Here is a 24295-nt window from a genome sequence, read left to right on the forward strand (position 1 = left end):
TGAATGAATGCAAAAAGAATTCAAAAGAAGCTTCTTATAGTTCTACTTTAAAAAGTATTCCATTATGAAACATTTGAGCACTGATCTTTCCATGATGAATATCCATAATTGCCTTAGCAATTGAAAGACCGATACCTTGACCGCTAACATTTGAAGAATGTGCTTCATCTCCACGATAAAACCTTTCAAAAAGTAAATTAGGATCACCCGCAAATGGCTCACAGCTATTATAAACTTCTAAGATACATCTTCGGTTATGCAGGCTCAAACTAACAGAAATCTCAAATGGTTCACTAATATATTTTAATGCATTTTCTAATAATATATCGATTAATGTCTGCATACAAGCAGCATCTGCACTCACAACAACGTCCTTTTGAATATTCTTTTTTAAATGTACCTGCTTTTGATCAAGCAATGGTCGGAATTCCAAAAGTGTTTTTTCTAGACACTTGCTCATATTGACATGAGTCATTTCTATTTCTCTGCTTTCTTCCATCTTTGAAAGCATAAGAAGCTTCTTTACCAGTTCATTTAAACGAATAATCTGATTCTGTGAACTTTTTATCCACTCGTTTTCTCCTATTTCCATTTTTAAAACTTCATTATTTGCGGAAATAATAGCTAGTGGTGTCTTAATTTCATGTCCTGCATCCGTGATAAAACGTTTTTGCTGTTCAATTTCTCTCACGATAGGCAGAATTGCTCTTTTTGATGCGAAATAAACGATAATGAATAAAATTAAAAGAGAAATAAGAACGATCCAGATCGAAGACACAAAAACAGCCTGGATTGCATCCATCTGATTATGGATATTGATAAATACGATCATCCCATTTTCTTCATCACCGCTAGTGCGATAAAAATAATCATTGATGATTCCTCTAGGATCCCATTCAATCTGAAAAGCATATTCTTCAGCTTCCGATCGGGAAATAGAGGCAATATGCGAAGTATTGACTTCAGAAATCTCACCATTCTCATATTTAACCGTAAAAAATCTTGTTTCAAACATCGTGTCATTTCTTATTTCTTTTTTTATTTCGTTAAAATAAGGAAGCTTGCCATCATGTTGAATCAAATAATCTGCTTTATGATTCACTTTTTGATACAGCTGATAGAAATTTAAAATGTTGACTAGTGTAAGCACGACAAGTAAAATCAGTGTCAGTGATATCATCATCGTCTTGATAAAGCGATGCTGATAGACCTTAACCATCTTTTTCCTCCAGCGTATAACCAACTCCTCTAGCTGCCTTGATAATCACATGAGCCCCCAGCTGATTCAGCTTTTTTCGCAAAGCACTGATATAGACCCATACAACATTGATTTCCGCATCTGAATCAAATCCCCATATCCGATCCATAAAATTTTCAGTAGAAATCACCACACTTGGATGACTCATCAACATTTCTATCATTTGAAATTCACGATTACTTAAGCGTATCCGCTCATCTTTAACAATTAACTCATAAGTTAATCGATCTAATGTCAAATCAGCAAATGTCAGAACGTTCTCCATCACTTCATTTTTTCTTCTCGTCAATGCCCGTATACGAGCCAGCATTTCTGCCATTGAAAAAGGCTTAGGAAGATAATCATCCGCTCCCATATCTAATCCTGTAATCCTGTCCTCAATCTCTGATTTTGCACTAAGGACCAGGACAGGTGTATAAACATGAATTTTCCGTAATTGTCTCAATACTTCTAAACCATTCATCTTAGGCATCATGATATCTAATAAGATAACATCATATTCCCCGCTAATAGCATAATCTAAAGCATCCGTTCCATCATAAACAGCATCCACCGTATAATTATGATGTTTTAAAATAGCAACAATCGCATTTGATAATTCTCTTTCGTCTTCACATAATAATATTCGCATAGTCCTACCTCTTTTTTATTTTATATGGTTTAGATTAAAATAACTTAAAATCAAAGATGTTTCAATAGATGATATGCATAAATGAATGAAAATGCATTAAATCTTTAAAGATTCAATGCATTCATTCATTATTCAAAAATCTTTGTCGCTTCCTGCAATAGATCACGAATTTTTAAATGCTGCGGACAGGCATGTTCACACTTACCGCATTTAATACAATCTGAAGCTTTTCCTTTATTTTCAGTACATTTTTTATAATTGCTCATACTTGTCCAGTCATTATAAATTTTTTTTGTATTATAAATGGCAAATATATCAGGTATTGGTATTTGTTTTGGACAACCGGCCACACAATATTGACAAGCTGTGCATTCGATTTGATCAAGTGTTTTTAAGATCTCACGCACTTTCGCAACGGCTTTAAATTCTTCTTCATTCATTTTTTTAAAGTTTTTCATCGTTGCAAGATTATCATGTACCTGTTCGATGCTGCTCATACCGCTAAGAACCATAAATACCTGATCAAAGCTGGCAGCATATCGTAGAGCATAACTTGCATATGAACCGCCATTTAAGCTATCTAACACTTTTCCTGCCTCTTCTGGTAAATCAGCTAATCGGCCACCACGTACCGGCTCCATGACAATGACTGGCTTTTGATGTTTTACACATACCTCATATACTTTATCACTTTCAACATTCGGATTATCGGTATCAAGATAATTAAATTGAATTTGAACGACTTCAATTTCAGGATGTTCATTTAAGATCTGATTCAATACTTCTGGCTGATCATGAAAAGACATACCAATATGTCTGATCTTTCCTGTTTGTTTTAGTTCTTGTACAAACTCAAAAGCCCCACATTCCGTAAACTTTTTATAATATTCAAGATTCATTGCATGTAGAAGATAATAATCAAAATAATCTACTCCGCACTGTCTCAGCTGTTTTTCAAAAAAAGGCTGTAAATCTTCATGTGTCTGAAAAAAAGTTGAAGTTAGCTTATTTGTCAGATAATAAGCATCACGTGGATAACGTTGAACTAAACATTCTCTTAGTGCTGTTTCACTTGCACCATCCAAATAACCATGTGCCGTATCAAAATAATTGAAACCCGCTTCAATAAATTCATCAACCATCTGATTTACTTGTTCAAGGTCTACTTCTTTTCCCTTCATGGGAAAACGCATACATCCAAAACCAAATTTTTCTCTGAGTTCCATCTTTTTTTCCTCCCTATGAATGATATGTATAATTCATATATTTATTGTAACATCTTCTGCCTGCTTCAAGTCAAGCAAATATGAAAATTCTACAAAGAAAAAGAGCCTAAGCTCTTTTTATTGTGAGATCACATAACGAAGACGATATTCTTTCATATGCTGATCATCATATGATTCATAGTATTTAAAAGCAATCTTTTTTGCACTTTTACTGATAGTATATACATATTTTCCATTTACTGATTCAAAAGGCTGAATAACCAGCAGGTCGTTAAACTGATTATCAGCCCCAAAATATTCTTCCGCATCAAAGGGCCCATCACGATCATAGCTAATTAAAAAATCACTTCTTGAAAAGGATAAAATCTCGCCTGTAAGATTTTTTATTGTAAGATCAATGCATAAAAAGGCGCCTCCCTCTTCAATCACATAACCAAAATATTCATCTTCATGAATTTCCAGACGATTGATCTTCAATGAAAAGGTAATGGTCTGAAATTCATTTTTCATAGCAAAATTAGGTATATGATCTTTACAAAGCAAATGTAGCTGCGTTTTATTTTTTCTGATTTTAATTAAATCCATAACATTTCCTCCCTCTTCTATATTATGACAAGTTAGAGGTTGTTTTTGTCGAATCCTAGAATAGTCTGTTTGTTTAAAACATGTTATAATTGAAACAGGTGATACTATGTTTGAGAATTTAAAAAAATTATTTCATAAAAATGAAGATAAAGTTTTAATTACGATTCATGGTTTTGGTGTGAACCGCAAGCATGAAATGGATGACTTTATTGAATATGCTGCTGATTTTAAAATTGAAATTATAAGCTTTAATATGTTTGACATTAATGATGAAAGCGATGATGACTACAATAAGTGGATCCTCGTTGCGGAAAATAAGCTTCAACAAGCTTTGAATCAAAATAAGAAGGTTTATCTTTTAGGATTTTCTATGGGTGGAGTCATTGCTTCCTATCTTGCCAGTAAATATCCTATTGAAAAATTAATTCTAATAGCACCGGCTTTCATTCATTTCAACATTGAAAACTATGCCGGTATTGCAATTAAGACAGGGAAAAAGCTTTTAAGTGGCAATGATGAAGGTAAACCTTCGATGCCACGAAATTTCTATAGTGCTTTTATGGGATGTGTAAAAGAACATAAGAATGATATTCGTAAAGTTAACTGTCCTGTATTGCTCATACAGGGAGATGAAGATGAAGTCATTCCGCTTAAAAGCAGTGAATGGGCATATGAACAGATTCCCCATGATCAGAAAAAATGTATCTTTCTCCACGGTGGAAAGCATCGGCTTCTGCAAGATCAAAGTGTTCAGGATATTGCTTTTCTTTTAATTGATGATTTTCTTCATGATAAACTGCTCCCATCAAAAAAATGATTTATATCCAAAGCTATATGTAAATAACTTATTATCTGTCAAAAATGAAACATAGAAAAAAAATAGCTGGTTTATAGCTATTTTTTTCCGGTATATACCATATCGTGTGGTGTGGTTACCCCTATAACAGAAAATGTGGTTATGTGAAAATTATGTGACTATGTGGTCTGGTATAACAGTTTTTGTGGTAGTCCTATGACATTTCTGTGGTTTTTGCTTGTAAAATAAAATCCTCCTTGTCGTATAATGTGTGTGTTCAAAATCACTTTATACAGAAAAGGAGGTAGACATATTCATGTCCTTACATAAGTTTATCACAGATATGCTGAACATTAAACCGGATAATATTGATAAGATTGATTCCTTTGATCTTTCTGACGGTTCTGTAAATCTTAGAATCAGACTGAAAGCCAAGAAAGATATCTGCTGCCCTGTATGCGGCGGAAAAGTCCATATCCATGGCTATTCCTTAAGAAAACTGATCCATTCCACTCTTGTCAACAGAAAATGCACCATCTTTTATGAACGCAGAAGATTCAGATGTGATTCGTGTGAGATGACTTTCTTTGAAGAGAATCCTTTCATCAATTCTTCTGAAAATGTGACCTTTGAAACCAAGGTCAATGTTCTCAAGGATCTCAAGTTCGTCAATAATACCTACACTTCTACGGCTGCCCGCTATCATCTTTCTGCCACCAAAGTCCAGCGCATCTTTGATGCCCATGTCAATATCCCCAGAAAGCCTTTGCCGGAAGTCCTGTCTATCGATGAACACCATTTTCCTGAATCCAGCTATGATTCTCTCTACTGCTGTCTTCTGATGGATTTTGAGGACGGCACCATCATCGATGTGCTTCCTGACAGAAAAAAAGATTATCTTGCCGGCTATTTTACTAAAGTGCGGCTGGATACTTACGATGAAAAGACCGGAAAAAGCGAACTCGACAATGTCAGATATGTCTCGATTGATCTCTACAAGCCTTATAAAATCATTGCTCAGATTTATTTTCCTAAAGCTCTCATCTGCGCCGATTCCTTTCACGTTCTCAAACATCTCACTGAGGCCTTCAGAGCTGTCCGTCTGAGGTGCAGAAGAAACACCGAAGATGAAAATCTCCGGTATCTTCTTACAAAGTTCAAGTATATCTTCAGTCATGGCTTCAATCTCGACAACGATCCTAAGTACAATAAAAGATTCAAGCGCCGCATGAACTACAGAGACATGCAGACCATCCTGTTTGAGCGTTTCCCTGATCTGAAGAAAGCCTATGAACTGAAAGAAGGCTATATTCTCTTCAACGAGTCCTGCTGCGTGCAGAATGCAAAGGAAAAGCTTGCAGATCAGATCCGGCAGTTTGCAGATTCCGGAATCAGTGAATATGCTGGCTTCTACAATCTTTTGATTAACTGGAATGAAGAGATCGTCCATTCATTTTCTGCTGTCAGCGGCAGAAGAATCAACAACAGCTATATTGAATCAAGAAACAATCAGCTGGAAAGACTGATGATGAATGCAAACGGGTTTAGAAATTTCAAAAGAACCCGTAACAGAATACTTTACTGCCTGAATAAAAAAGACACTTTTAAAATTTAAAAACAGCTACAGTATATAACGATAATACAAGTGATTTTGAACAGAAAAGGCGATCGAACCGATCACCTTTTTCCTCATATAAACCACAGATTTGTCATAGTCATACCACACACTCTGTTATAACTTTCCACATGGTTGTGATAGCCTGACCCACACGCTGTTTATAGCCTAGACCACAGAATTATTTAGAATCCCTTTTTTTCTTAGTTTTTCAATAAGCTGTGTTTTAATGCCTAACAATTCTTCTGTTAAAGATACTTTATAGACATGAGGATACTCAAAACGTTTGTATTGTGGCCATAAATGGTCAAGCTGATCAGTACAGTAGTCACGTACTTCTTGGATCGTTGGCACATCATAAACCAGCTGTCCATTGATAAAGATCGGCTGAAGCAAATCTTCTACATAATATTCTCCAGCATGGAATGTTTTATTTTGCCAGCGATTATTAGGGTGGTAGATCGTTAAATCCTCCTTATCATTGATTGGATGACCATAAACGCTCATCACATCAGCACGCATCATATGTGTTTCGCTGTCATAAATACGATAAAGGTCTTTAAATCCAGGATTCGTCATTTTTTCAATATTTTCAGAAAGCTTGATTTTAGGAATGATCGTACCATTTTCAATAACGCTTGATAACTTATATACCCCGCCAAATACAGGAGTTGATTTTGAAACGATCAAATTTTCTCCTACTCCAAAACTATCAATTTTAGCCCCCTGATCAATTAATGACTTAATGATATTTTCATCAAATGAATTACTTGCAACAATCTTGCAGAAGGACATATCATTTTCATCAAGAATTTTACGGATCTGTTGCGAAAGATAAGCAATATCTCCTGAATCAATACGTACTCCTTGAAGATGATATCCTCTAGGAGCCAGATATTCTTTTTCAACACGTATCGCATTTTTTATACCACTACCCAAAGTATCATAGGTATCTAATAAAACGATGCAGCTGTCAGGATAATTTTCAGCGTATGAAAGGAAGGCTTCATATTCACTGTCATATGACTGCACAAAGCTGTGAGCCATTGTGCCTACAACCGGTATACCAAACTTCTGACCAGCAAAAACGGTCGCCGTAGAGTCAACTCCTCCAATATAACAAGCCCTGCTTCCATAATAAGCAGCATCAAAATTATGAGCTCTTCGTGCACCAAATTCCATCACATTTCTTCCTTGAGCAGCCAGTTTCACTCGATGTGCCTTAGTAGCAATCAGTGTTTGATGGTTGATGGCTAACAGAAGGGCCGTTTCTAAAAGCTGGGCATCAATCATTTTTGCTTTAACTCTTACTAAAGGCTCATTAGGAAAAACAACCGTTCCTTCTTTTACAGCATAAACATCTCCCGTGAAAATAAAATGACGAAGATAATCTAGAAACTCATCTGTAAATTTATGCGTGCTTTTTAAATATTCAATATCTTCATCTTTGAAATGCAGATTCTGGATATAACCGATCATCTGTTCCAGACCACAAAAAATTGAAAAAGCACCACCATCTGGATTTCTCCTAAAAAATAAATCAAAAGTTACTTCTTTATTAGCCTTTGGATCGTTAAAATAGCACTGACTCATCGTTAATTCATAAAAATCCATGACTAATGAAAGATTACGTTCATCTCTGAAATCATATTTATAGTCTAGACTTTCCATTTTATCACCCGGAAACATTATACCATGAATAAAAAATTATGTCATGAATGAAGATTTATGAACACGATCTCACATTTGCTTCCTAAACGATTTTTCATGCCCCATGCTCCCGCACCGCTTGATGTAATGCGATAACCTTGCTCTGTTTTATGAAGGCCTGTATCTAAAACAAATCCTAAAGGAAGTATCTGTCCGGCATGGGTATGTCCTGATAGCTGTAAATCGACATTTTCATAAACATGCGGAACATGATCAACTAAAACACAGGGCTTATCTTCTTTAAGCAGCCAGTTTATATCAGAAGCATCACGTTCATAGTTTTTTCCTATAAGATAAAAATCATCTGCAATTAAAACTCTTTCATCTTCCAGTGTTACTACTCCTGCAGATTGAAATGCTTTTCTTGTTTCATCATCTAACTCATCATGATTTCCTTCAATATAATAAATCCCTTCTTTTGTCTGAACTTTTTCAAGCCTTGAAAAGGTTTCATTTTTTATCTCTTTACTACTTCCTTCATCAAAAATATCACCAGCCATGATGAATAAATCAATATTATTTTTATTAACACGATCAATAATATCTTGTAAACGTTCAACTGATGCCCCTTTTCCAAGATGAAGATCCGAGATCATCATGATCGTATAATCATTTTTTAAACCTGAAACTTTAATGTCATAGCTTGTCATGACTAAATCACTGTAGTTAAAGCTTCCCCATACAACTAAAACAAATGCAATCATAAAAGGCATAAATCCTTTCAAATAAAGGGTATCTGCATGTATAAAATGAAGCTTTCGAAATAAATCAAAAACAAGGAAAGAGATAGCAGCATAGAACAGAAATACCAATACAACAGGAAACTGACAGCAAATAATCATTATAGGAATGATAAACAGCCCATATATGATCTTATCATTTCTATTTATCAGCTGCTTATGAAAATGCAGATAAAAAAAGAACATCATAAGTAAAACGGCAGGCATAAATAACAGATAATGAATGGGTTTCATCTCTCTTTTTCCTCCTTTAGCTCTTCAAATACCGCATTCATAAAAGCTTTCAAAGAATCAAGAACCACCTTTTTATTCTCCATATCTATCTTTGAAATAGCTTTGATTAGAACACTTGTATTTTTCAGCCAATTATTCGAAAGATCATGAAAAGTTTCTTCATTTGTAGAAGAAAGTACCTCAAAAATCACATTTACACATTCTTCACGTTGTGAAGGAGTTATTTTCTCAAGAAAATCATTCATAGCACCTTCAATCACTTCACTTTGTCTATCAAAATCATCTGCACAAATAAAATCTTTTCCTAATAATTGCCAGGAATATAAATCATGCTGATATATTCCTTTTTTATTGCTTTGAATCAAGATATAATCTCTTTCCTTTTGATAAAGGAAACGACCAATGATGCTATTTTGTGGATAATAAATACGCACTTTTTGATAAATCTCATGATTTTTTCTTTTTACATACATTTTTTTACTCAGACCAGGACCATCAAAATTATCAACTTCTAAGATTCTCTTTTGAATTGATTTTAATGTAAATAAAGCACTGTAAACCGCTAAATTACCACCTTTGGAATGTCCCCCTAACCTTAACTTGCCTCTATGTTCATTGGCAGCATCACGTATATATCTTAATGCCGCTTTTTGTGAACCTACCACATCTTGAAAACACATATTCAAATTCTCTTTCCATCCAATCAGCGTATTATCTGTTCCCCGAAAAGCAATATAATGCGTGTGATCTTCTAAATGAAAAATAAGAGCACAAAACTGTAAAGATCTTTCTTCCTGATGTTCACAAACGAAATTGCTAATAATACAGTTTTGAAAACGCCGGCTTTGTGCCAGCAAAGAGAACAGCTGTGGATCTTCATCTGCCAGAATCTTATCATCATTTAAAGAATCTGACTCATATTTACGATACGCTTTTTGAAAGGTATATTGTTCTTCACCTTCAAATATATATTCCCATCGCAAATATGCAGCTCTTGAAAGAATTAACGAGTCAATGGCATTAAAAGGATCTTGCGCAAATGTTAGATCTTTTCGCCATTGTAAATAATCAATAATATTGCTCATAATATCACTTCCTAAAATTTATACTAAATCGTTTTTATAATAATTTCAATGTTTTTATTGATTTTAGTACGTAAATGTTTTATAATATACGAGCACATGCCCGAGTGGTGAAATTGGTAGACGCAACGGACTCAAAATCCGTCGGTAGCGATACCGTGCCGGTTCGAGTCCGGCCTCGGGCACCATATGTAAGTAAAGCCTTATTTTCAAGGCTTTTTTTATTGTCGATTTATAATTTGGTGGGATTAAATGCTGAAATTTTCAGATATAGTAAAAACCACTCTCAATCAAGAGAATGGTATATCAAATATAAGCATACGACTCTTTATTTTAGAATTATTTTTATAACTGTATCAATAGGATCAGGAAGATCGTTACCTTTTATATCTATAAATACGATATCTGGATAATTATTGACGATCCAGTTATCCATGATCTGTAACTCTGAATGATCAGAAAGCAGATATATAGCTTCTACATTATCTCGATGAATCCCATATAAAGGAATTCCGCCAATCGACATTTCCATGACATGATAATATAAGATCTTTCCATTTTGTGTAATACGTCCATTTTCAGGCTTATTTAAAACAGATGCGCCACAACCATAAATACTTTCAGAGTAATTTCTCATCCATACAGAAATTTCATTTAATATACGTATTGTTTCTTTAGGAAAACGGCCTCTGGCATCAGGTCCGACATTTAAGATCATATTACCGCCTTTAGAAACACATTCTACAAGTTTACGGATAATGGTCATTGGTTTTTTATAGTTATGATCTTGACTATGATATCCCCAATGATCATTCATTGTGATACAAGCCTCCCATAAAACAGGACGTCCCTGTTGATCAAAAAGTCCATAAGGAGGGATGATTTGTTCCGGTGAAACAAAATCGCCACAATAATCAGAAGGATGATCGCTCAATAGGCTTCCAAAACCTTCACCACTCACTTCTAAACGATTATCTAAGATAATATCGTTTTGAAGAGAACGTACCATCTCTACAAGTTTTTGAGCCTGCCACTTTTCTGCCCGCATTTCATCATAAGAAAAATCAAACCACATGATATCTAACTTTCCATAATTGCTGCAAAGCTCTTTCACCTGTCCATGCATAAAACGCAGATAGTTATCAAAATCATGTTTCACATTTTTATAAGCTTCATTATTTCTCTCAGGATGATGACGGTCATGATAATGTGGATAATCAGGATGATGCCAATCAATCAAGGAAAAATAAAGTCCCACATGAAGTCCTTCAGCACGGAATGCTTCTAGAAATTCCGCTACAAAATCCCGTCTTGTCTTATAATCTGAAAGCTTTGTATCAAAAAGAGCATATCCGTCATGATGTTTTGCTGTCATAACTGCATATTTCATACCAGCTTTTTTGGCCATTCTCGCCCATTCTTTCATATCACAATCATCCGGATCAAAAGCATCGATATACTTTTGATAATCATGAACGCTCATTTCTTCAACACTTCGTACCCATTCGCCACGAGCTGCTGTCGCATAGGCACCAAAATGAATGAACATCCCAAAACGGGCGTCTTTATACCATTCTATTCTTTTCTCATAGTTCTCTCTATCAAACATGCTTATCTTTCCTCATTTAAAGCTATTCGAGTATAATATTCTTTTTCATCTTCATGATCGATCCAGGCACCATTTTTCATCTGTACTTTTAAAGATGCCGGATTATCCTTATGCACAGAAAGGTAGATTTCGTCCTCACGAATAATTTTTTTTGCTTCTTTGATCGTCAATGCCAAGCCAATGCTCGCATATCCTTTACCACGATAATCTTTCGCTATGCCATAACCAATATGACCAGCACCATTTTTCAATCCTTCCGTTAAGTAATGACGCAGTTTAAAGATACCTACAGCCTGATCTTTTTCCATCAGCATATAAGTTGTCTGCGGTACTTTCCAATCTGGAAGATCAATCCCTTTAGAATCTTTGACACATCGCTCAACAAATTTCTGATATTCTTCAAGACTTAACCCATAAGCATCATTCATAAAGCCATGCTCATCTTTTTCAAATGAATGATAGCAGGCATAGCTTTGTTCCAAGCTAACATCTTCAATTCTTTCAAGCCGAAGATCAGCAAATCCATGATCTTCAAAAAATGCTTCCACAGCTTCTTCAAAAGAAGAATAGATCGTTATTCCATTTCCTTTTAAAATTCCTACCATCATAGAATTAAAACCACAGCTGCTTTCTAACCCTGCCAATGAATTGCGTTCTAAGCGAGTATCATGAATTACAGGATAAAAATGAACATTTTTACCATTAAACTTTTTCTCCATCATCATACCTAGCGCAACACATGATCCGCTATCTTCCGTCGAAAGATCAAAAAATAACACATCAGCTTCATTTAAACGCTGTACATCAGCCAATGCTATCTCGCTTGAAGTAACATCTGATTTATTATTAAGAGGCATCTCAACTGGATTAAACAATTCATATTCTACATGATTCAGATCTAAAACATTGCGAATTCGCTTTCCTTCATATCTTCGCTGCTTTTCTTCCGCCTCGCTAAATAAAGGCCCCACAATATATATTTTCATTTCAATCCTCCTACATCATTGTAATTTCATTTTTTAATATTAAAGAATACCTAAGTGTTCTCATTCGTATATAAATATAACACATAAAAATTGTAATTGCTGAAACAAAAAAGATAATACTTCCTAAAAGTGAATTTTCTGGTATGAAAAATTGTAGACCAATGCTCTTAAAATAAAGCTGATAACAAAGGTAATTCAAAGTTTGAGATAATACCCACGAACCAGCAAAGATCTGTATTCCATAATAAAGAAGTTCCACAAAAACCAATATCATCATATCTTTCATCCGTAAACCCAAAGCCCGATATAACATAAACTCTTTTTTGCGATACTCAAAGTTTACAGAAGCTATGCTGCTAGTCGCTAAAATTCCCATCAGAATCAAAGAAAGGATATAGCCATAGGAAAGAATACGTATCAAAGATATAAATATTTTTCCATCATTAAATGCTTTCTGTACATTGACCACTTCAAGTCCTGCTCCAAAAGAATCATTTATAATGTTAAGCTGACGAACTAAAGAAGCAGAATCATTGCTTTGAAAATATACATGATATTCATGTTCAACAGCTCCTGTCTGATCATAGATTTCTCTAAAAAGCTGACGTGATACCAGGATCTGTGGCTGTTTCTGATAACCACATCCAGTGATCAGCTTATTGGTCATTAAAAGATTTAATGAAGAAAAGATCTTTTGGTCATCATAATATAAATCATGAATTACGGTATTTTTAAAAATATTATAAAAACGTCTTTGAGAAGAGCTATACATCTGATTGATCAATATGCCCCATGGCTTTTCAACACTTATTTCATCTCCAAATGCTTTGTGTGAAAAAGCCTGTAGCACTTCATCACTATAAGCAATGACTTCTACATAAAAATTCTGATTGAAAAGTATATTCTGAAGGTAATCATAATCTAAAGCCGCTACATCCGAACTATACAATCGTATACTTTCACTAATCACAACGGCAGAAACATTTTCAGCATTTTTTAATTGTGTCATCAAGCGTGTTGGATAAGTATCATCATGAATGATAACCTCTACATCGTAATTATGATCATTGACATCATAAAAGACACCCTCTCGAAGATAACCCATCAATGAATTCATAAGTATAAAAAGAGTGATGATTGCTGTAACTCCGATAATCAGATGACGGTAACTTCGATGATTTTGACGAATATTTTTATGAAAAAGACGAATTAGAATCGGTTTTTTCTTTTCTAACTGAAGATAAGGATGATCCATAACCTCTACTTCATCACTAGACTGAAGTGTCGTAGTTACATTTTGAACAACTATTTTTTTCGTACTTTTACGAATAAAATAAAAGGATGTCAACGCAACATAAATAACACTGATCAGTAATATAACTTCCCGATAATGATGTCCCAAAGTTAAAGAACGGACAGAAACCGAATAAATCAAACTGTTTAAAATGTTCACTAGAACATCATATAGCAGCCATCCTAAAGGAATTCCTATCGCAAGTGAAATGATTAACAGTAACAGTCCTTCATAAAGAATCATCGTTGTACATTGTAACTGAGTCACTCCAACTGTCTTTAAAATTGCAAGGTGCTTTTCACGATTCGCATATGAATTTTTATAACAGTTACGAATCAAAAGGATGTTCATTGCGATAAAAGTCAGCAGGATCAAAGCGAAAAAGAAAATCAGTAATGGTACCGCATGACTTTCATCGGCCTGATGAAAAAGATGATACCAGGAATTCATTTCAAAACTTTCAAATTCACCACTAAATGAGGCGACAATTTGCTGACTCACAGCTTCGCTATCTTTTTGATTATAATAGCGGACATATAGATCTTTAGGAGATTTACCATTTAAAACACTTATTAGTGTATAAGATGTACTATCATTATCAAAAAAATTATTTTCAATAATACCGACAACTTCATACTCCTGATTATCAAGCATAACTTTTTGATGTAAATCTAAAGATATTTTAGAATCAGTCAAAGCTGCTTCAGACACTAAGATTTCATTTTCAGAAACAGGGAAACGGCCTACAAGCAACACAAATTTTAGATCATCAAAACTTGCTTGATCCATACCTGCAATTGTAAAAGAACTTTTTGTTTTTGTCAGGAAGCAATCCACTTCAATCTTTTTCTGGATTTCTATGATGTCTTCCTGCATTACTTTCGCATGTAAGCTCAATGAATCTGCAAATTCATCACTTACATTATGATATATCGCATGATAATTACCATAAGCAGCAATCATAGAATCATTAAAACTGATCAATGTATTAACACACAGACAGCTGACTAGGAAGAATAACGCACTTGCAGTAATCAGTGAAAGAATGGAAAGTAAAGTAGATGATTTATTCATCATCAAATATTTCCGTACATAAGTCATCAGGATATTCATAGATTATCCTCGAATTTACTTAGTCTTCCATGTTCCATCAAATATATGTCATCTGCCTGCATTGCAATATTCATATCATGTGTAATCATGATGATCGTTGTATCATATTTGATAGAAATAAGTTTCAAAAGATCCGCTATCTCATGAGCACGATTACTATCCAGGTTACCAGTGGGCTCATCACAAAGAAGCAGTGTAGGATGATGGATCAAAGCACGAGCTACAGCTACACGCTGCTGTTGACCTCCCGACAGATTGCTTGGATAGCTATCCATTTCATCCTCAATATGTAAAGTTGAAATAATCTGATTAAAATAATTTTGATCAACTTCTTTATGATCTAAAAGAATCGGTAAAAGAATATTTTCCTTTACATTCAGTGTTGGGATAAGATTATAAAACTGGTATACCATGCCAATCTGTCTTCTTCTAAATATTGTTAACTGATCCTCTGAAAAAGAATAAATATTCGTCTTATCTAGAATAATTTCACCGCTCGTAGGCGTTTCTAAACCTGCTAACATATGAAGTAAGGTACTTTTTCCTGATCCGCTTTCACCTGTGATCGCAATAAAGCTTCCTTTATCCACTTGAAAAGAAACATGATCGACTGCATGTACGATCTTATTCTTCTTTGTATATGTTTTAGTCAATTCTTTTACTTTTAAAAGTTCCATTATTTCACCTGCTTATAAAACCTTATTGAGAAAGCCGTTCCTACATTTAATCGGCTTCTTACATGAACGCTTGCTTCTTGACTTGTTAAAATTGAATAAGACATGGCCAGTCCGATCCCTACACTATCATCACTGCTTTTACTGGCACGATAAAAGCGCTCAAAGATGAACGGCAAATCTTTACTGGAAATCCCTTCTCCATTATCAGAAATTACAATTTCCGTATACATCACACTATCAAATATTTCAGCCTTTAATTGTCCTCCAACAGGTGTATGTTCACAACAATTCTTTAAGATATTTAAAAGTGCTTCACTTGTCCAATTGATATCAATTTCTAATATTGGATTATCACCACACAAGATAAACTGCTGATTCTTATCTTTGATTAACATATTAACGGGTTCAACCGCTTTTAAAATAAGATCATCAGCATATATCTTTTCTTTTTTAAACTCAACAGTTTTCGCATCTAGCTTAGCCATTTTCAAAAGTGAAGAAACAAGCCATTCAATTCTTTTTAATTGAGAACGAATGACCTCTAAAAACTTTTTCCGATCCGCTTTACTCAAGTCTTCATTTTGAAGGAGATCTGACATGATCAGCATACTTGTCAAAGGTGTTTTTAGTTGATGTGAAATATCGGCTAAATTGTTAGCTAATTGCATCTTATCCTGTTTTAACACTTCATTCTGTTCTTTCAACATCACTGTAATTTTATAGATATCATTTTTCAAAGCTGAAAGACTGCCTTCATCGTTATCAATAATATCTAATGCATAATCTTTGTTTAATAGACGATTGATATATTTAGAGATATTTGAAATAGAAGAATCTAGTCTAAGAAGATAAAAATAAACAATCAGAAACACTAAAGCTGTAAACACTAAAATGATTGCGGCAAAGGCTGCAGTTATTTTATTTTGAAAGCTGTGATCTACTACCTCATCATCATTCATTCCATACTTTTCTAAGATCTCTGCTCCCTTCTCGCTATATTGAGTACTCTGCTCTGTTAAAATTGCAATCACATCGTTTTCATTAAGGTCATAAGTCTCAGAAAGATAGCCTATCAGGTTAGCATTAATTTCATTTGTTTGCCGCTGTAAATCACGATTTAGCCAAGAAGATACCAAAAATACACTAGCAATAGCTAGTGTCATGGTAATGATGATTGAAACAAGCAGTTTTCGCAGTCTCTTGTCAGCTACGTTATTCATCTTTCAGTCCTCGATAACCGATACCACGAATCGTCTCAATCAAACGTGGCTGCTGAGGATCATCTTCAATCTTCTCTCTTAACCGCTTAATATAAACAGTTAATGTATTGTCGTTGATGAAATCTCCTCCAATATCCCAAAGACTATCTAAAAGTTCATCTCTTTTTAATATATCACCTTTTCTAGTTGCAATCGTTAAAAGTAAACGATATTCCATAGCACTTAAAAAGATTTCCTGATTATTTTTATAAACTTTTCCTTTAAGCGAATATATCTTTAAATTACCAAAAGTAATGATCTTCTCTTTATCCGGATGATTATTTTTACGACGCATTACAGCATTTACACGAGAAATAAACTCTTTGAGCCCGAATGGTTTGGTAATATAATCATCGCCCCCCATATCCAGACCAAAAACGATATCATTTTCATCATCACGTGCAGTCAAAAAGATAATCGCAGGATTCGATTTTTCTTTTGCATATTTACATACTTCAAATCCATTTCCATCTGGCAAACCAAGATCGATAATCAAACAATCATAGCTATTGCGAGAAAGATAATCTTTCGCTGTCGCAACACAATTAGCAATAAATATTTCATACCCTTCGGCTCGAAGGGTATGTTCACATCCTAAAGCAATGCTTTCGTCATCTTCAACTATCAAAATTTTACTCATATTCTTTACCTCTTTGTGACTATTATAGCATAATCTTTCCATTACAAAATAACAAATTTATCACTTTAAATTTAATCAGCATACATTTAATAAACGCAATACATAAACAATAAAGAATAGAGAAGAAATTATTATAAGTAAACGATCTTTCTTTTGAGGATCTTTAAAATCATAAACCAAGATAATGATAACAATTGGTCCTAACAAAAAAAGGGATGATAAGTGAAAGCTTCTAAAATATGTCCTTTCAATAAATTTATCCAGGCTCGTGTCATACCGCATGTAGGACATGGTATGTGAAATATCCAATATATGAAACATCGAGTTTTGGTCACATATAAAAAAAGTGATAGCAGACATATACTTCCTAAAATAAATAATTTACTTTTCATAAAAAATGAAAGTGAATAATCACTTTCTAAATTGCAAGCATTAATTTCTGAAAATTCATTTCTTTTGTTTTCTTAGAAACGCTAAACCAGTCAATGATCGTTAAGATACCACATAAGCCCACTGTGAATAACTTAAGAATTCCCATACCTACTTCACCAAGCATAAAACGATCTACCCCTAAAGAACCTAAGAAAATTGATACTAACAACATAGTATTCGGATCTTTCAATTCTATACTCGTTATCGTTAAATACCTTTCATCATCAATAGTCATCAGTTTATCCTTGATCAATGCCATTTTCTCGGCTGGGAAATACTTCTGGTTAGAAACTAAATACATGTCTACTTTTTGTTTATCCATATTTTTATCCTCCTCGACAAATGTAGACATTTAATTTCTTTAATGATATACTTTTTATGTCATATATAGAGGCAACTTGATATTAAATCGAGTTGAAAGAAAATCTCTACCATATCTTTCGTTTTTTTTTGAAATTTATCTCATACAATTTTTTTATCAAATTTTTTTCTATAAGTACATTTCTGACAAAGAGGTAGTGAAAGCTTGTGATTTTGAAAATCTTTAAGTAAATCTTCATGTTCAACTAAAATATCATTAAATGGCGTTTCAAATAAATTACCAAGAACAGCCTGTCCATTTGCATCAAGGCAGCATGGAACGACACTTCCATCAACAAGAATAGCACACATATGTCTCCATCCTTGGCATGTCCCTTTTTGACTTACGAAAGAATGGCTCATTGAAGGCCATAAAAATTCTTTATCGAAACTTAAGAAGCAATGAGGTTTTAATTTTACCGAATCTTTATATCTTTGTATATTTAAATGATAATGCTCTTCAAGATATTTGATTGTTTTCTTACTCTCCAAATCTAAATCGTCTTTTAATGTCCACAGACGATATGAAACATAAATACCATGTTCAGATAATTCATCTCCAGCTTGTACTGTTTTTTTCAAATAGTCTGGTATATGTGGAAAAGAATGAAGTGAAAGATTTATTTGACGAAGAGCTCGACTAGAAAGTAAAATATCTTTCTTTTGCATAAGAAGTGTTGCATTGCTTGTTAGGTTAACAAAGAGCTTGTTTTCATAAGCAATTTGAAGAAAGGTTTCTAAATCAGGATGCATCAATGGTTCTCCGAGAACATGTAAATAAATATAATTGGTATATGGTTTGATCTGTTGAATAATATTTTTAAATTCGTCAATTGACATCATTTTTAAAGGACGTTTTGTATGTGCACAAAAGGAACAATTCAAATTACACTGGTTTGTAATTTCAATGTATATTTTTTTAAAACGCATAAAAACCTCCCATAATGTTTATTGTTGCTATAAAAATTCATAATAATAGAAAATAGAATAAAAGACCTTTTCAGTATATCATAGAATGAAAAACAAAGGAATAAAAAAAAGACTCACAAGAGTGAGCCGATCATCTGGCAGCGAGTTATCTTCACAGGGGCAGGCCCGGCTATTGTCACCGTGCAAGTGCTTAACTTCTGTGTTCGGGATGGGTACAGGTGTGTCCACTTGGCTGTCGCCACCAGATCTCTGAGGTCGTTCCCTCAAAACCGAATAACAGCTGATTTGATCTTCCTTCTGTGATTAAGTCCTCGACCTATTAGTATCAGTCAACTCCGCATATCGCTATGCTTCCATCCCTGACCTATCTACCTGATCGTCTTTCAGGGGTCTTACTACTTGCGTATGGGAAATCTCATCTTGGAGGCGGCTTCGTGCTTAGATGCCTTCAGCGCTTATCCGTTCCCTTCTTAGCTACCCAGCTGTGCATCTGGCGATACAACTGGTGCACCAGCGGAAGGTCCATCCCGGTCCTCTCGTACTAAGGACAGCTCTCCTCAAATTTCCTGCGCCCACAACAGATAGGGACCGAACTGTCTCACGACGTTCTGAACCCAGCTCGCGTACCGCTTTAATGGGCGGACAGCCCAACCCTTGGAACCGAATTCAGCTCCAGGATGCGATGAGCCGACATCGAGGTGCCAAACCTCGCCGTCGATGTGAACTCTTGGGCGAGATCAGCCTGTTATCCCCAGGGTAGCTTTTATCCGTTGAGCGACGGCCCTTCCATTCGGCACCGCCGGATCACTAATCCCGACTTTCGTCCCTGCTCGAGTTGTCGCTCTCGCAGTCAAGCACCCTTCTGCATTTGCGCTCGCCGATTGATTTCCAACCAATCTGAGGGTACCTTTGGGCGCCTCCGTTACTCTTTGGGAGGCGACCGCCCCAGTCAAACTGCCCGCCTGACACTCTCCCTCTCCCGGTTCACGGAAGCAGGTTAGAACTCCAATCACACAAGAGTGGTATCCCAACAGCGACTCCTCCTGCACTGGCGTGCAGGTCTCTTTGTCTCCCACCTATCCTGTACATATGTGATCAAAGCTCAATATCAGGCTGCAGTAAAGCTCCATGGGGTCTTTCCGTCTAGTTGCGGGTACCCGGCATCTTCACCGGGACTAAGATTTCACCGAGTCTGCTGCCGAGACAGCGCCCAAATCGTTACTCCTTTCGTGCGGGTCAGAACTTACCTGACAAGGAATTTCGCTACCTTAGGACCGTTATAGTTACGGCCGCCGTTCACCGGGGCTTCAATTCAGTGCTTCGCTTCCGCTGACACATCCTCTTAACCTTCCGGCACCGGGCAGGAGTCACCCCCTATACTTCGTCTTGCGACTTTGCAGAGAGCTGTGTTTTAGTTAAACAGTCGCTTGGGCCTCTTCACTGCGGCTCTTCTGAGCTCCCCTTCTTGCGAACGTACGGGGTCATTTTGCCGAGTTCCTTGGCAACAGTTCTCTCGCTCACCTCAGGCTTCTCGCCTTGCCCACCTGTGTCGGTTTTGGTACGGGCCGCTGCAGGATTAACACTAGAAGCTTTTCTTGGAAGCCGGTATCATCCCCTTCGCTACTTGCCGAAGCGTTCGCTCCACATCACATCTCTGCATTGACGCACGGATTTGCCTGTGCGCCTGCTCCTATGCTTGTCCCGCAATCCGTTAAGCGGGGCAGACTAACCTTCTCCGTCACTCCTTCATTCCTACGCGGGTACAGGAATATCTACCTGTTGTCCATCGACTACGCTCTTCAGCCTCGTCTTAGGTCCCGACTTACCCAGGGCGGACGAACCTTCCCCTGGAACCCTTAGGCTATCGGTGTGCAGGATTCCCACCTGCATCTCGCTACTCACACCGGCATTCTCACTTCCATGCGATCCACCGCTCCTTCCGGTACGGCTTCCGCTCCCATGGAACGCTCCCCTACCTCTTACTGTCTCCAGTAAATCCGCAGCTTCGGTAATATGCTTAGCCCCGGTACATTTTCGGCGCAGGGTCACTCGACTAGTGAGCTGTTACGCACTCTTTGAAGGGTGGCTGCTTCTGAGCCAACCTCCTAGTTGTCTGTGCATCCCCACATCCTTTTCCACTTAGCATATATTTTGGGACCTTAGCTGGCGGTCTGGGCTGTTTCCCTTTCGACCATGGACCTTATCACCCACAGTCTGACTGCCGGATATAATGCACGGCATTCGGAGTTTGATTGCATTCAGTACCCCGGGATGGGGCCATCATGCATTCAGTGCTCTACCTCCGCGCATCTCTTCTCCGACGCTAGCCCTAAAGCTATTTCGGGGAGAACCAGCTATATCCAGGTTCGATTGGAATTTCTCCCCTAGCCACAATTCATCCGCCAACTTTTCAACGGGGGTCGGTTCGGTCCTCCATTGAGTATCACCTCAACTTCAACCTGATCATGGCTAGATCACCTGGTTTCGGGTCTACCGCACCGTACTTGCGCCCTCTTCAGACTCGCTTTCGCTTCGGCTCCGCATCTCCTGCTTAACCTCGCACGCTACGGTAACTCGCCGGTTCATTCTACAAAAGGCACGCCATCACCCCTCAACGGGCTCTGACTTCTTGTAAGCATACGGTTTCAGGTTCTCTTTCACTCCCCTCCCGGGGTTCTTTTCACCTTTCCCTCACGGTACTGGTTCTCTATCGCTCACTGGCGAGTATTTAGGCTTGCCGGATGGTCCCGGCGGATTCCGGCTGGGTTCCTCGTGCCCCGCCGTACTCAGGATCCTTCTCGAGCGCTCCGACTTTCGCTTACGGGGCTTGCACCTCCTGTGGCCGGCCTTTCAATGCCGTTCTGCTAGTCTTCGCCGTCTCTTATCTGAAGTCCTACAACCCCAGAGCTTCCTCTGGTTTGGCCTCCTCCGTGTTCGCTCGCCGCTACTTGCGGAATCATTCTTATTTTCTTTTCCTCCGGGTACTAAGATGTTTCAATTCCCCGGGTTGCTCTCTCGCGGGCTATGTATTCACCCGCGGATGGCAGCGCATTGCCGCTGCCGGGTTCCCCCATTCGGATATCCACGGATCCTTGCGCTCTTACCGCTCCCCGTGGCGTTTCGCCGTTTGATGCGTCCTTCCTCAGCTGCCAGTGGCCAGGCATTCACCGTACGCCCTTATTAACTTAATCACCTTAAGTCTTCGTTTTTTTCCAAGGTTTTCTCCTTGCCGCTTACCAATTTCCTTTGGTTTCTTGAGTTACTGTTTTCTAACTGTTCTCGATTTTCATCTCCAACTATTTCAGAAAGATCATGTTTTCTATATCTATCTTCTGTTATTCGGTTTTCAAAGAACGACTTCCTGAAAGAGCTTCGCTCTCTCAAAACTGAACAAGAAACTTCTCCGTGCTTTCTCCTTAGAAAGGAGGTGATCCATCCCCACGTTCCCGTAGGGATACCTTGTTACGACTTAACCCCAGTCATCGATCCTACCTTCGACGGCTTCCTCCTTGCGGTTGGACCACCGGCTTCGGGTATTATCAACTCCCATGGTTTGACGGGCGGTGTGTACAAGGCCCGAGAACGTATTCACCGCGGCATGCTGATCCGCGATTACTAGCGATTCCGACTTCATGAAGTCGAGTTGCAGACTTCAATCCGAACTGAGACGGCCTTTCCGAGATTCGCTTGCAGTCGCCTGCTCGCAGCTCTTTGTAGCCGCCATTGTAGTACGTGTGTAGCCCAGGCCATAAGGGGCATGATGATTTGACGTCATCCCCACCTTCCTCCGGTTTGTCACCGGCAGTCTCTCCAGAGTCCCTAACTTAATACTGGTAACTGAAGACAAGGGTTGCGCTCGTTGCGGGACTTAACCCAACATCTCACGACACGAGCTGACGACAACCATGCACCACCTGTGCGGGATATACCTATCTCCCTGTCTCCAGGGCCTTTATCCCCATGTCAAGGCCTGGTAAGGTTCTTCGCGTTGCGTCGAATTAAACCACATACTCCACCGCTTGTGCGGGCCCCCGTCAATTCCTTTGAGTTTCACACTTGCGTGCATACTCCCCAGGCGGAGAACTTATTGCGTTAACTGCAGCACTGAGTCTCCCCAACACTTAGTTCTCATCGTTTACGGCGTGGACTACTAGGGTATCTAATCCTATTTGCTCCCCACGCTTTCGTGCTTCAGCGTCAGTTGCAGGCCAGCAGACCGCCTTCGCCACTGGTGTTCCTCCATATATCTACGCATTTTACCGCTACACATGGAATTCCATCTGCCTCTCCTGCACTCCAGCCGACCAGTTTCCAAAGCTCGATGGGGTTGAGCCCCACAATTTTACTCCGGACTTAATCCGCCGCCTACGCACCCTTTACGCCCAATAATTCCGGATAACGCTTGCCACCTACGTATTACCGCGGCTGCTGGCACGTAGTTAGCCGTGGCTTTCTGGCAGGGTACCGTCACTCATGAAGCATTCCCTCTTCATGCCGTTCTTCCCCTGCAACAGAGCTTTACAACCCGAAGGCCGTCTTCACTCACGCGGCATTGCTCGGTCAGGGTTCCCCCCATTGCCGAAAATTCCCTACTGCTGCCTCCCGTAGGAGTTTGGGCCGTGTCTCAGTCCCAATGTGGCCGTCCACCCTCTCAGGCCGGCTATGCATCATCGCCTTGGTGGGCCGTTGCCCCGCCAACTAGCTAATGCACCGCAGATCCATCTGTCAGCGTCGTGTCCCGACTTTAATAGAAAGAAGATGCCTCCTCTCTACCTATCCGGTATTAGCAGACGTTTCCATCCGTTATCCCGGTCTCACAGGCAGGTTGTCTACGTGTTACTCACCCGTTCGCCACTCCTTCCGCACAGAGCAGGCTCTGTCCTTCAGGCGTTCGACTTGCATGTATTAGGCATGCCGCCAGCGTTCATCCTGAGCCAGGATCAAACTCTCCATTTGATTGACTCTTTATGAACGAACTTGCGTTCGCTGTTTCCTTTTTCTGTTTCTTTCGAAATTGACGTTTCTTGTTCAGTTTTCAAAGACCGTGCGCTCTCTTGCGAGTGCTTGTATATAATACCACCTCCCCCTCCCTCTGTCAATATTTTTTTTACTTTTTTT

At 37.9% G+C, this 24295-nt stretch carries 18 protein-coding genes, 1 tRNA gene and 3 rRNA genes; 3 read left to right on the forward strand and 19 right to left on the reverse strand.

Annotated features, from left to right (window positions below; genetic code table 11):
- Positions 1-34: 34 nt before the first annotated feature.
- The 4 genes from BQ5367_RS01045 to BQ5367_RS01060 form a co-directional block, all read right to left on the reverse strand.
- A complete protein-coding gene (locus BQ5367_RS01045) occupies positions 35-1219 on the reverse strand; it encodes a sensor histidine kinase (protein WP_071440738.1) in 1185 nt (394 codons plus the stop codon).
- Positions 1212-1889 (reverse strand): response regulator transcription factor, encoded by a 678-nt coding sequence (locus BQ5367_RS01050; protein ID WP_071440739.1) that lies wholly within the window; start codon positions 1887-1889, stop codon positions 1212-1214. The genes BQ5367_RS01045 and BQ5367_RS01050 overlap by 8 nt, the downstream gene beginning before the upstream one ends.
- 128 nt (positions 1890-2017) lie before the next feature.
- Positions 2018-3115, reverse strand: a complete 1098-nt coding sequence (locus BQ5367_RS01055) for an aldo/keto reductase (RefSeq protein ID WP_071440740.1) — start codon at positions 3113-3115, stop codon at positions 2018-2020.
- Between the two features lie 117 nt (positions 3116-3232).
- Positions 3233-3700 (reverse strand): DUF4352 domain-containing protein, encoded by a 468-nt coding sequence (locus tag BQ5367_RS01060; protein WP_071440741.1) that lies wholly within the window; start codon positions 3698-3700, stop codon positions 3233-3235.
- 106 nt (positions 3701-3806) lie between these two features.
- On the opposite strand from BQ5367_RS01060, the gene BQ5367_RS01065 reads away from it, so the two are divergent.
- Positions 3807-4517, forward strand: coding sequence for an alpha/beta hydrolase (locus BQ5367_RS01065; RefSeq protein ID WP_071440742.1), 711 nt, complete (start codon positions 3807-3809; stop codon positions 4515-4517).
- Positions 4518-4839: 322 nt separating this feature from the next.
- A complete protein-coding gene (locus tag BQ5367_RS01070) occupies positions 4840-6111 on the forward strand; it encodes an ISL3 family transposase (protein WP_235858716.1) in 1272 nt (423 codons plus the stop codon).
- A 168-nt stretch (positions 6112-6279) separates the two neighbouring features.
- Here BQ5367_RS01070 and BQ5367_RS01075 read toward each other — a convergent pair whose 3' ends face one another.
- The 3 genes from BQ5367_RS01075 to BQ5367_RS01085 are packed head-to-tail and all read right to left on the reverse strand — an operon-like array spanning position 6280 to position 9880.
- Entirely contained in the window at positions 6280-7782 is a 1503-nt protein-coding gene (locus BQ5367_RS01075) for a nicotinate phosphoribosyltransferase (RefSeq protein WP_071440744.1), read from the reverse strand.
- A gap of 41 nt (positions 7783-7823) precedes the next feature.
- Positions 7824-8795: a metallophosphoesterase gene (locus BQ5367_RS01080; protein ID WP_071440745.1), complete on the reverse strand. Its 972-nt coding sequence runs from the start codon at positions 8793-8795 to the stop codon at positions 7824-7826.
- Positions 8792-9880 (reverse strand): Mbeg1-like protein, encoded by a 1089-nt coding sequence (locus BQ5367_RS01085; RefSeq protein WP_071440746.1) that lies wholly within the window; start codon positions 9878-9880, stop codon positions 8792-8794. Before BQ5367_RS01085 ends, BQ5367_RS01080 begins: the two co-directional genes overlap by 4 nt.
- 98 nt (positions 9881-9978) lie before the next feature.
- Between BQ5367_RS01085 and BQ5367_RS01090 the strand changes: the two genes are divergently transcribed.
- Positions 9979-10065 (forward strand) — tRNA-Leu (locus BQ5367_RS01090).
- 140 nt (positions 10066-10205) lie between these two features.
- On the opposite strand, the gene BQ5367_RS01095 is transcribed toward BQ5367_RS01090, so the two are convergent.
- The 12 genes from BQ5367_RS01095 to BQ5367_RS01145 all read right to left on the reverse strand — a co-directional run bounded on the left by BQ5367_RS01095 (position 10206) and on the right by BQ5367_RS01145 (position 24133).
- Entirely contained in the window at positions 10206-11486 is a 1281-nt protein-coding gene (locus tag BQ5367_RS01095) for an alpha-L-fucosidase (protein ID WP_071440747.1), read from the reverse strand.
- Positions 11487-11488: 2 nt separating this feature from the next.
- Entirely contained in the window at positions 11489-12472 is a 984-nt protein-coding gene (locus BQ5367_RS13315) for a GNAT family N-acetyltransferase (RefSeq protein ID WP_143052327.1), read from the reverse strand.
- A 10-nt stretch (positions 12473-12482) separates the two neighbouring features.
- Positions 12483-14879, reverse strand: a complete 2397-nt coding sequence (locus BQ5367_RS01105; protein WP_071440748.1) for an FtsX-like permease family protein — start codon at positions 14877-14879, stop codon at positions 12483-12485.
- Complete coding sequence (locus BQ5367_RS01110; RefSeq protein WP_071440749.1) at positions 14876-15556, reverse strand: ABC transporter ATP-binding protein; 681 nt, start codon at positions 15554-15556, stop codon at positions 14876-14878. Before BQ5367_RS01110 ends, BQ5367_RS01105 begins: the two co-directional genes overlap by 4 nt.
- The gene (locus BQ5367_RS01115; protein WP_083383118.1) at positions 15556-16776 is read right to left on the reverse strand and encodes a sensor histidine kinase; all 1221 of its coding nucleotides are present in this window, start codon (positions 16774-16776) and stop codon (positions 15556-15558) included. The genes BQ5367_RS01110 and BQ5367_RS01115 overlap by 1 nt, the downstream gene beginning before the upstream one ends.
- Positions 16769-17455 carry a response regulator transcription factor gene (locus BQ5367_RS01120; RefSeq protein ID WP_071440750.1) on the reverse strand — a complete coding sequence of 229 codons (687 nt, stop codon included), beginning with the start codon at positions 17453-17455 and terminating at the stop codon, positions 16769-16771. The genes BQ5367_RS01115 and BQ5367_RS01120 overlap by 8 nt, the downstream gene beginning before the upstream one ends.
- A gap of 200 nt (positions 17456-17655) precedes the next feature.
- Positions 17656-17847, reverse strand: a complete 192-nt coding sequence (locus tag BQ5367_RS14000) for a DUF2752 domain-containing protein (RefSeq protein WP_074021984.1) — start codon at positions 17845-17847, stop codon at positions 17656-17658.
- A 26-nt stretch (positions 17848-17873) separates the two neighbouring features.
- Entirely contained in the window at positions 17874-18209 is a 336-nt protein-coding gene (locus tag BQ5367_RS01125; protein WP_071440751.1) for a TM2 domain-containing protein, read from the reverse strand.
- A 140-nt stretch (positions 18210-18349) separates the two neighbouring features.
- A complete protein-coding gene (locus BQ5367_RS01130; protein WP_071440752.1) occupies positions 18350-19177 on the reverse strand; it encodes a radical SAM/SPASM domain-containing protein in 828 nt (275 codons plus the stop codon).
- A gap of 132 nt (positions 19178-19309) precedes the next feature.
- Positions 19310-19423, reverse strand: a 5S ribosomal RNA gene (gene rrf / locus BQ5367_RS01135).
- Between the two features lie 53 nt (positions 19424-19476).
- A 23S ribosomal RNA gene (locus tag BQ5367_RS01140) occupies positions 19477-22368 on the reverse strand.
- 229 nt (positions 22369-22597) lie between these two features.
- A 16S ribosomal RNA gene (locus tag BQ5367_RS01145) occupies positions 22598-24133 on the reverse strand.
- Together the 16S, 23S and 5S rRNA genes form the textbook arrangement of a ribosomal RNA operon.
- Positions 24134-24295 lie beyond the last annotated feature (162 nt).

Origin of the sequence: Traorella massiliensis (genome assembly GCF_900104665.1) — a bacterium.
GTDB lineage: Bacteria > Bacillota_I > Bacilli_A > Erysipelotrichales > Erysipelotrichaceae > Traorella > Traorella massiliensis.

Excerpts from the sequence above, each read along its gene's own strand:
- BQ5367_RS01045 (WP_071440738.1), bottom strand. The coding sequence starts at position 1,219 with ATGGTTAAGGTCTATCAGCATCGCTTTATCAAGACGATGATGATATCA.
- BQ5367_RS01050 (WP_071440739.1), bottom strand. The coding sequence starts at position 1,889 with ATGCGAATATTATTATGTGAAGACGAAAGAGAATTATCAAATGCGATT.
- BQ5367_RS01055 (WP_071440740.1), bottom strand. The coding sequence starts at position 3,115 with ATGGAACTCAGAGAAAAATTTGGTTTTGGATGTATGCGTTTTCCCATG.
- BQ5367_RS01060 (WP_071440741.1), bottom strand. The coding sequence starts at position 3,700 with ATGGATTTAATTAAAATCAGAAAAAATAAAACGCAGCTACATTTGCTT.
- BQ5367_RS01065 (WP_071440742.1), top strand. The coding sequence starts at position 3,807 with ATGTTTGAGAATTTAAAAAAATTATTTCATAAAAATGAAGATAAAGTT.
- BQ5367_RS01070 (WP_235858716.1), top strand. The coding sequence starts at position 4,840 with ATGCTGAACATTAAACCGGATAATATTGATAAGATTGATTCCTTTGAT.
- BQ5367_RS01075 (WP_071440744.1), bottom strand. The coding sequence starts at position 7,782 with ATGGAAAGTCTAGACTATAAATATGATTTCAGAGATGAACGTAATCTT.
- BQ5367_RS01080 (WP_071440745.1), bottom strand. The coding sequence starts at position 8,795 with ATGAAACCCATTCATTATCTGTTATTTATGCCTGCCGTTTTACTTATG.
- BQ5367_RS01085 (WP_071440746.1), bottom strand. The coding sequence starts at position 9,880 with ATGAGCAATATTATTGATTATTTACAATGGCGAAAAGATCTAACATTT.
- BQ5367_RS01095 (WP_071440747.1), bottom strand. The coding sequence starts at position 11,486 with ATGTTTGATAGAGAGAACTATGAGAAAAGAATAGAATGGTATAAAGAC.
- BQ5367_RS13315 (WP_143052327.1), bottom strand. The coding sequence starts at position 12,472 with ATGAAAATATATATTGTGGGGCCTTTATTTAGCGAGGCGGAAGAAAAG.
- BQ5367_RS01105 (WP_071440748.1), bottom strand. The coding sequence starts at position 14,879 with ATGAATATCCTGATGACTTATGTACGGAAATATTTGATGATGAATAAA.
- BQ5367_RS01110 (WP_071440749.1), bottom strand. The coding sequence starts at position 15,556 with ATGGAACTTTTAAAAGTAAAAGAATTGACTAAAACATATACAAAGAAG.
- BQ5367_RS01115 (WP_083383118.1), bottom strand. The coding sequence starts at position 16,776 with ATGAATAACGTAGCTGACAAGAGACTGCGAAAACTGCTTGTTTCAATC.
- BQ5367_RS01120 (WP_071440750.1), bottom strand. The coding sequence starts at position 17,455 with ATGAGTAAAATTTTGATAGTTGAAGATGACGAAAGCATTGCTTTAGGA.
- BQ5367_RS14000 (WP_074021984.1), bottom strand. The coding sequence starts at position 17,847 with ATGAAAAGTAAATTATTTATTTTAGGAAGTATATGTCTGCTATCACTT.
- BQ5367_RS01125 (WP_071440751.1), bottom strand. The coding sequence starts at position 18,209 with ATGGATAAACAAAAAGTAGACATGTATTTAGTTTCTAACCAGAAGTAT.
- BQ5367_RS01130 (WP_071440752.1), bottom strand. The coding sequence starts at position 19,177 with ATGCGTTTTAAAAAAATATACATTGAAATTACAAACCAGTGTAATTTG.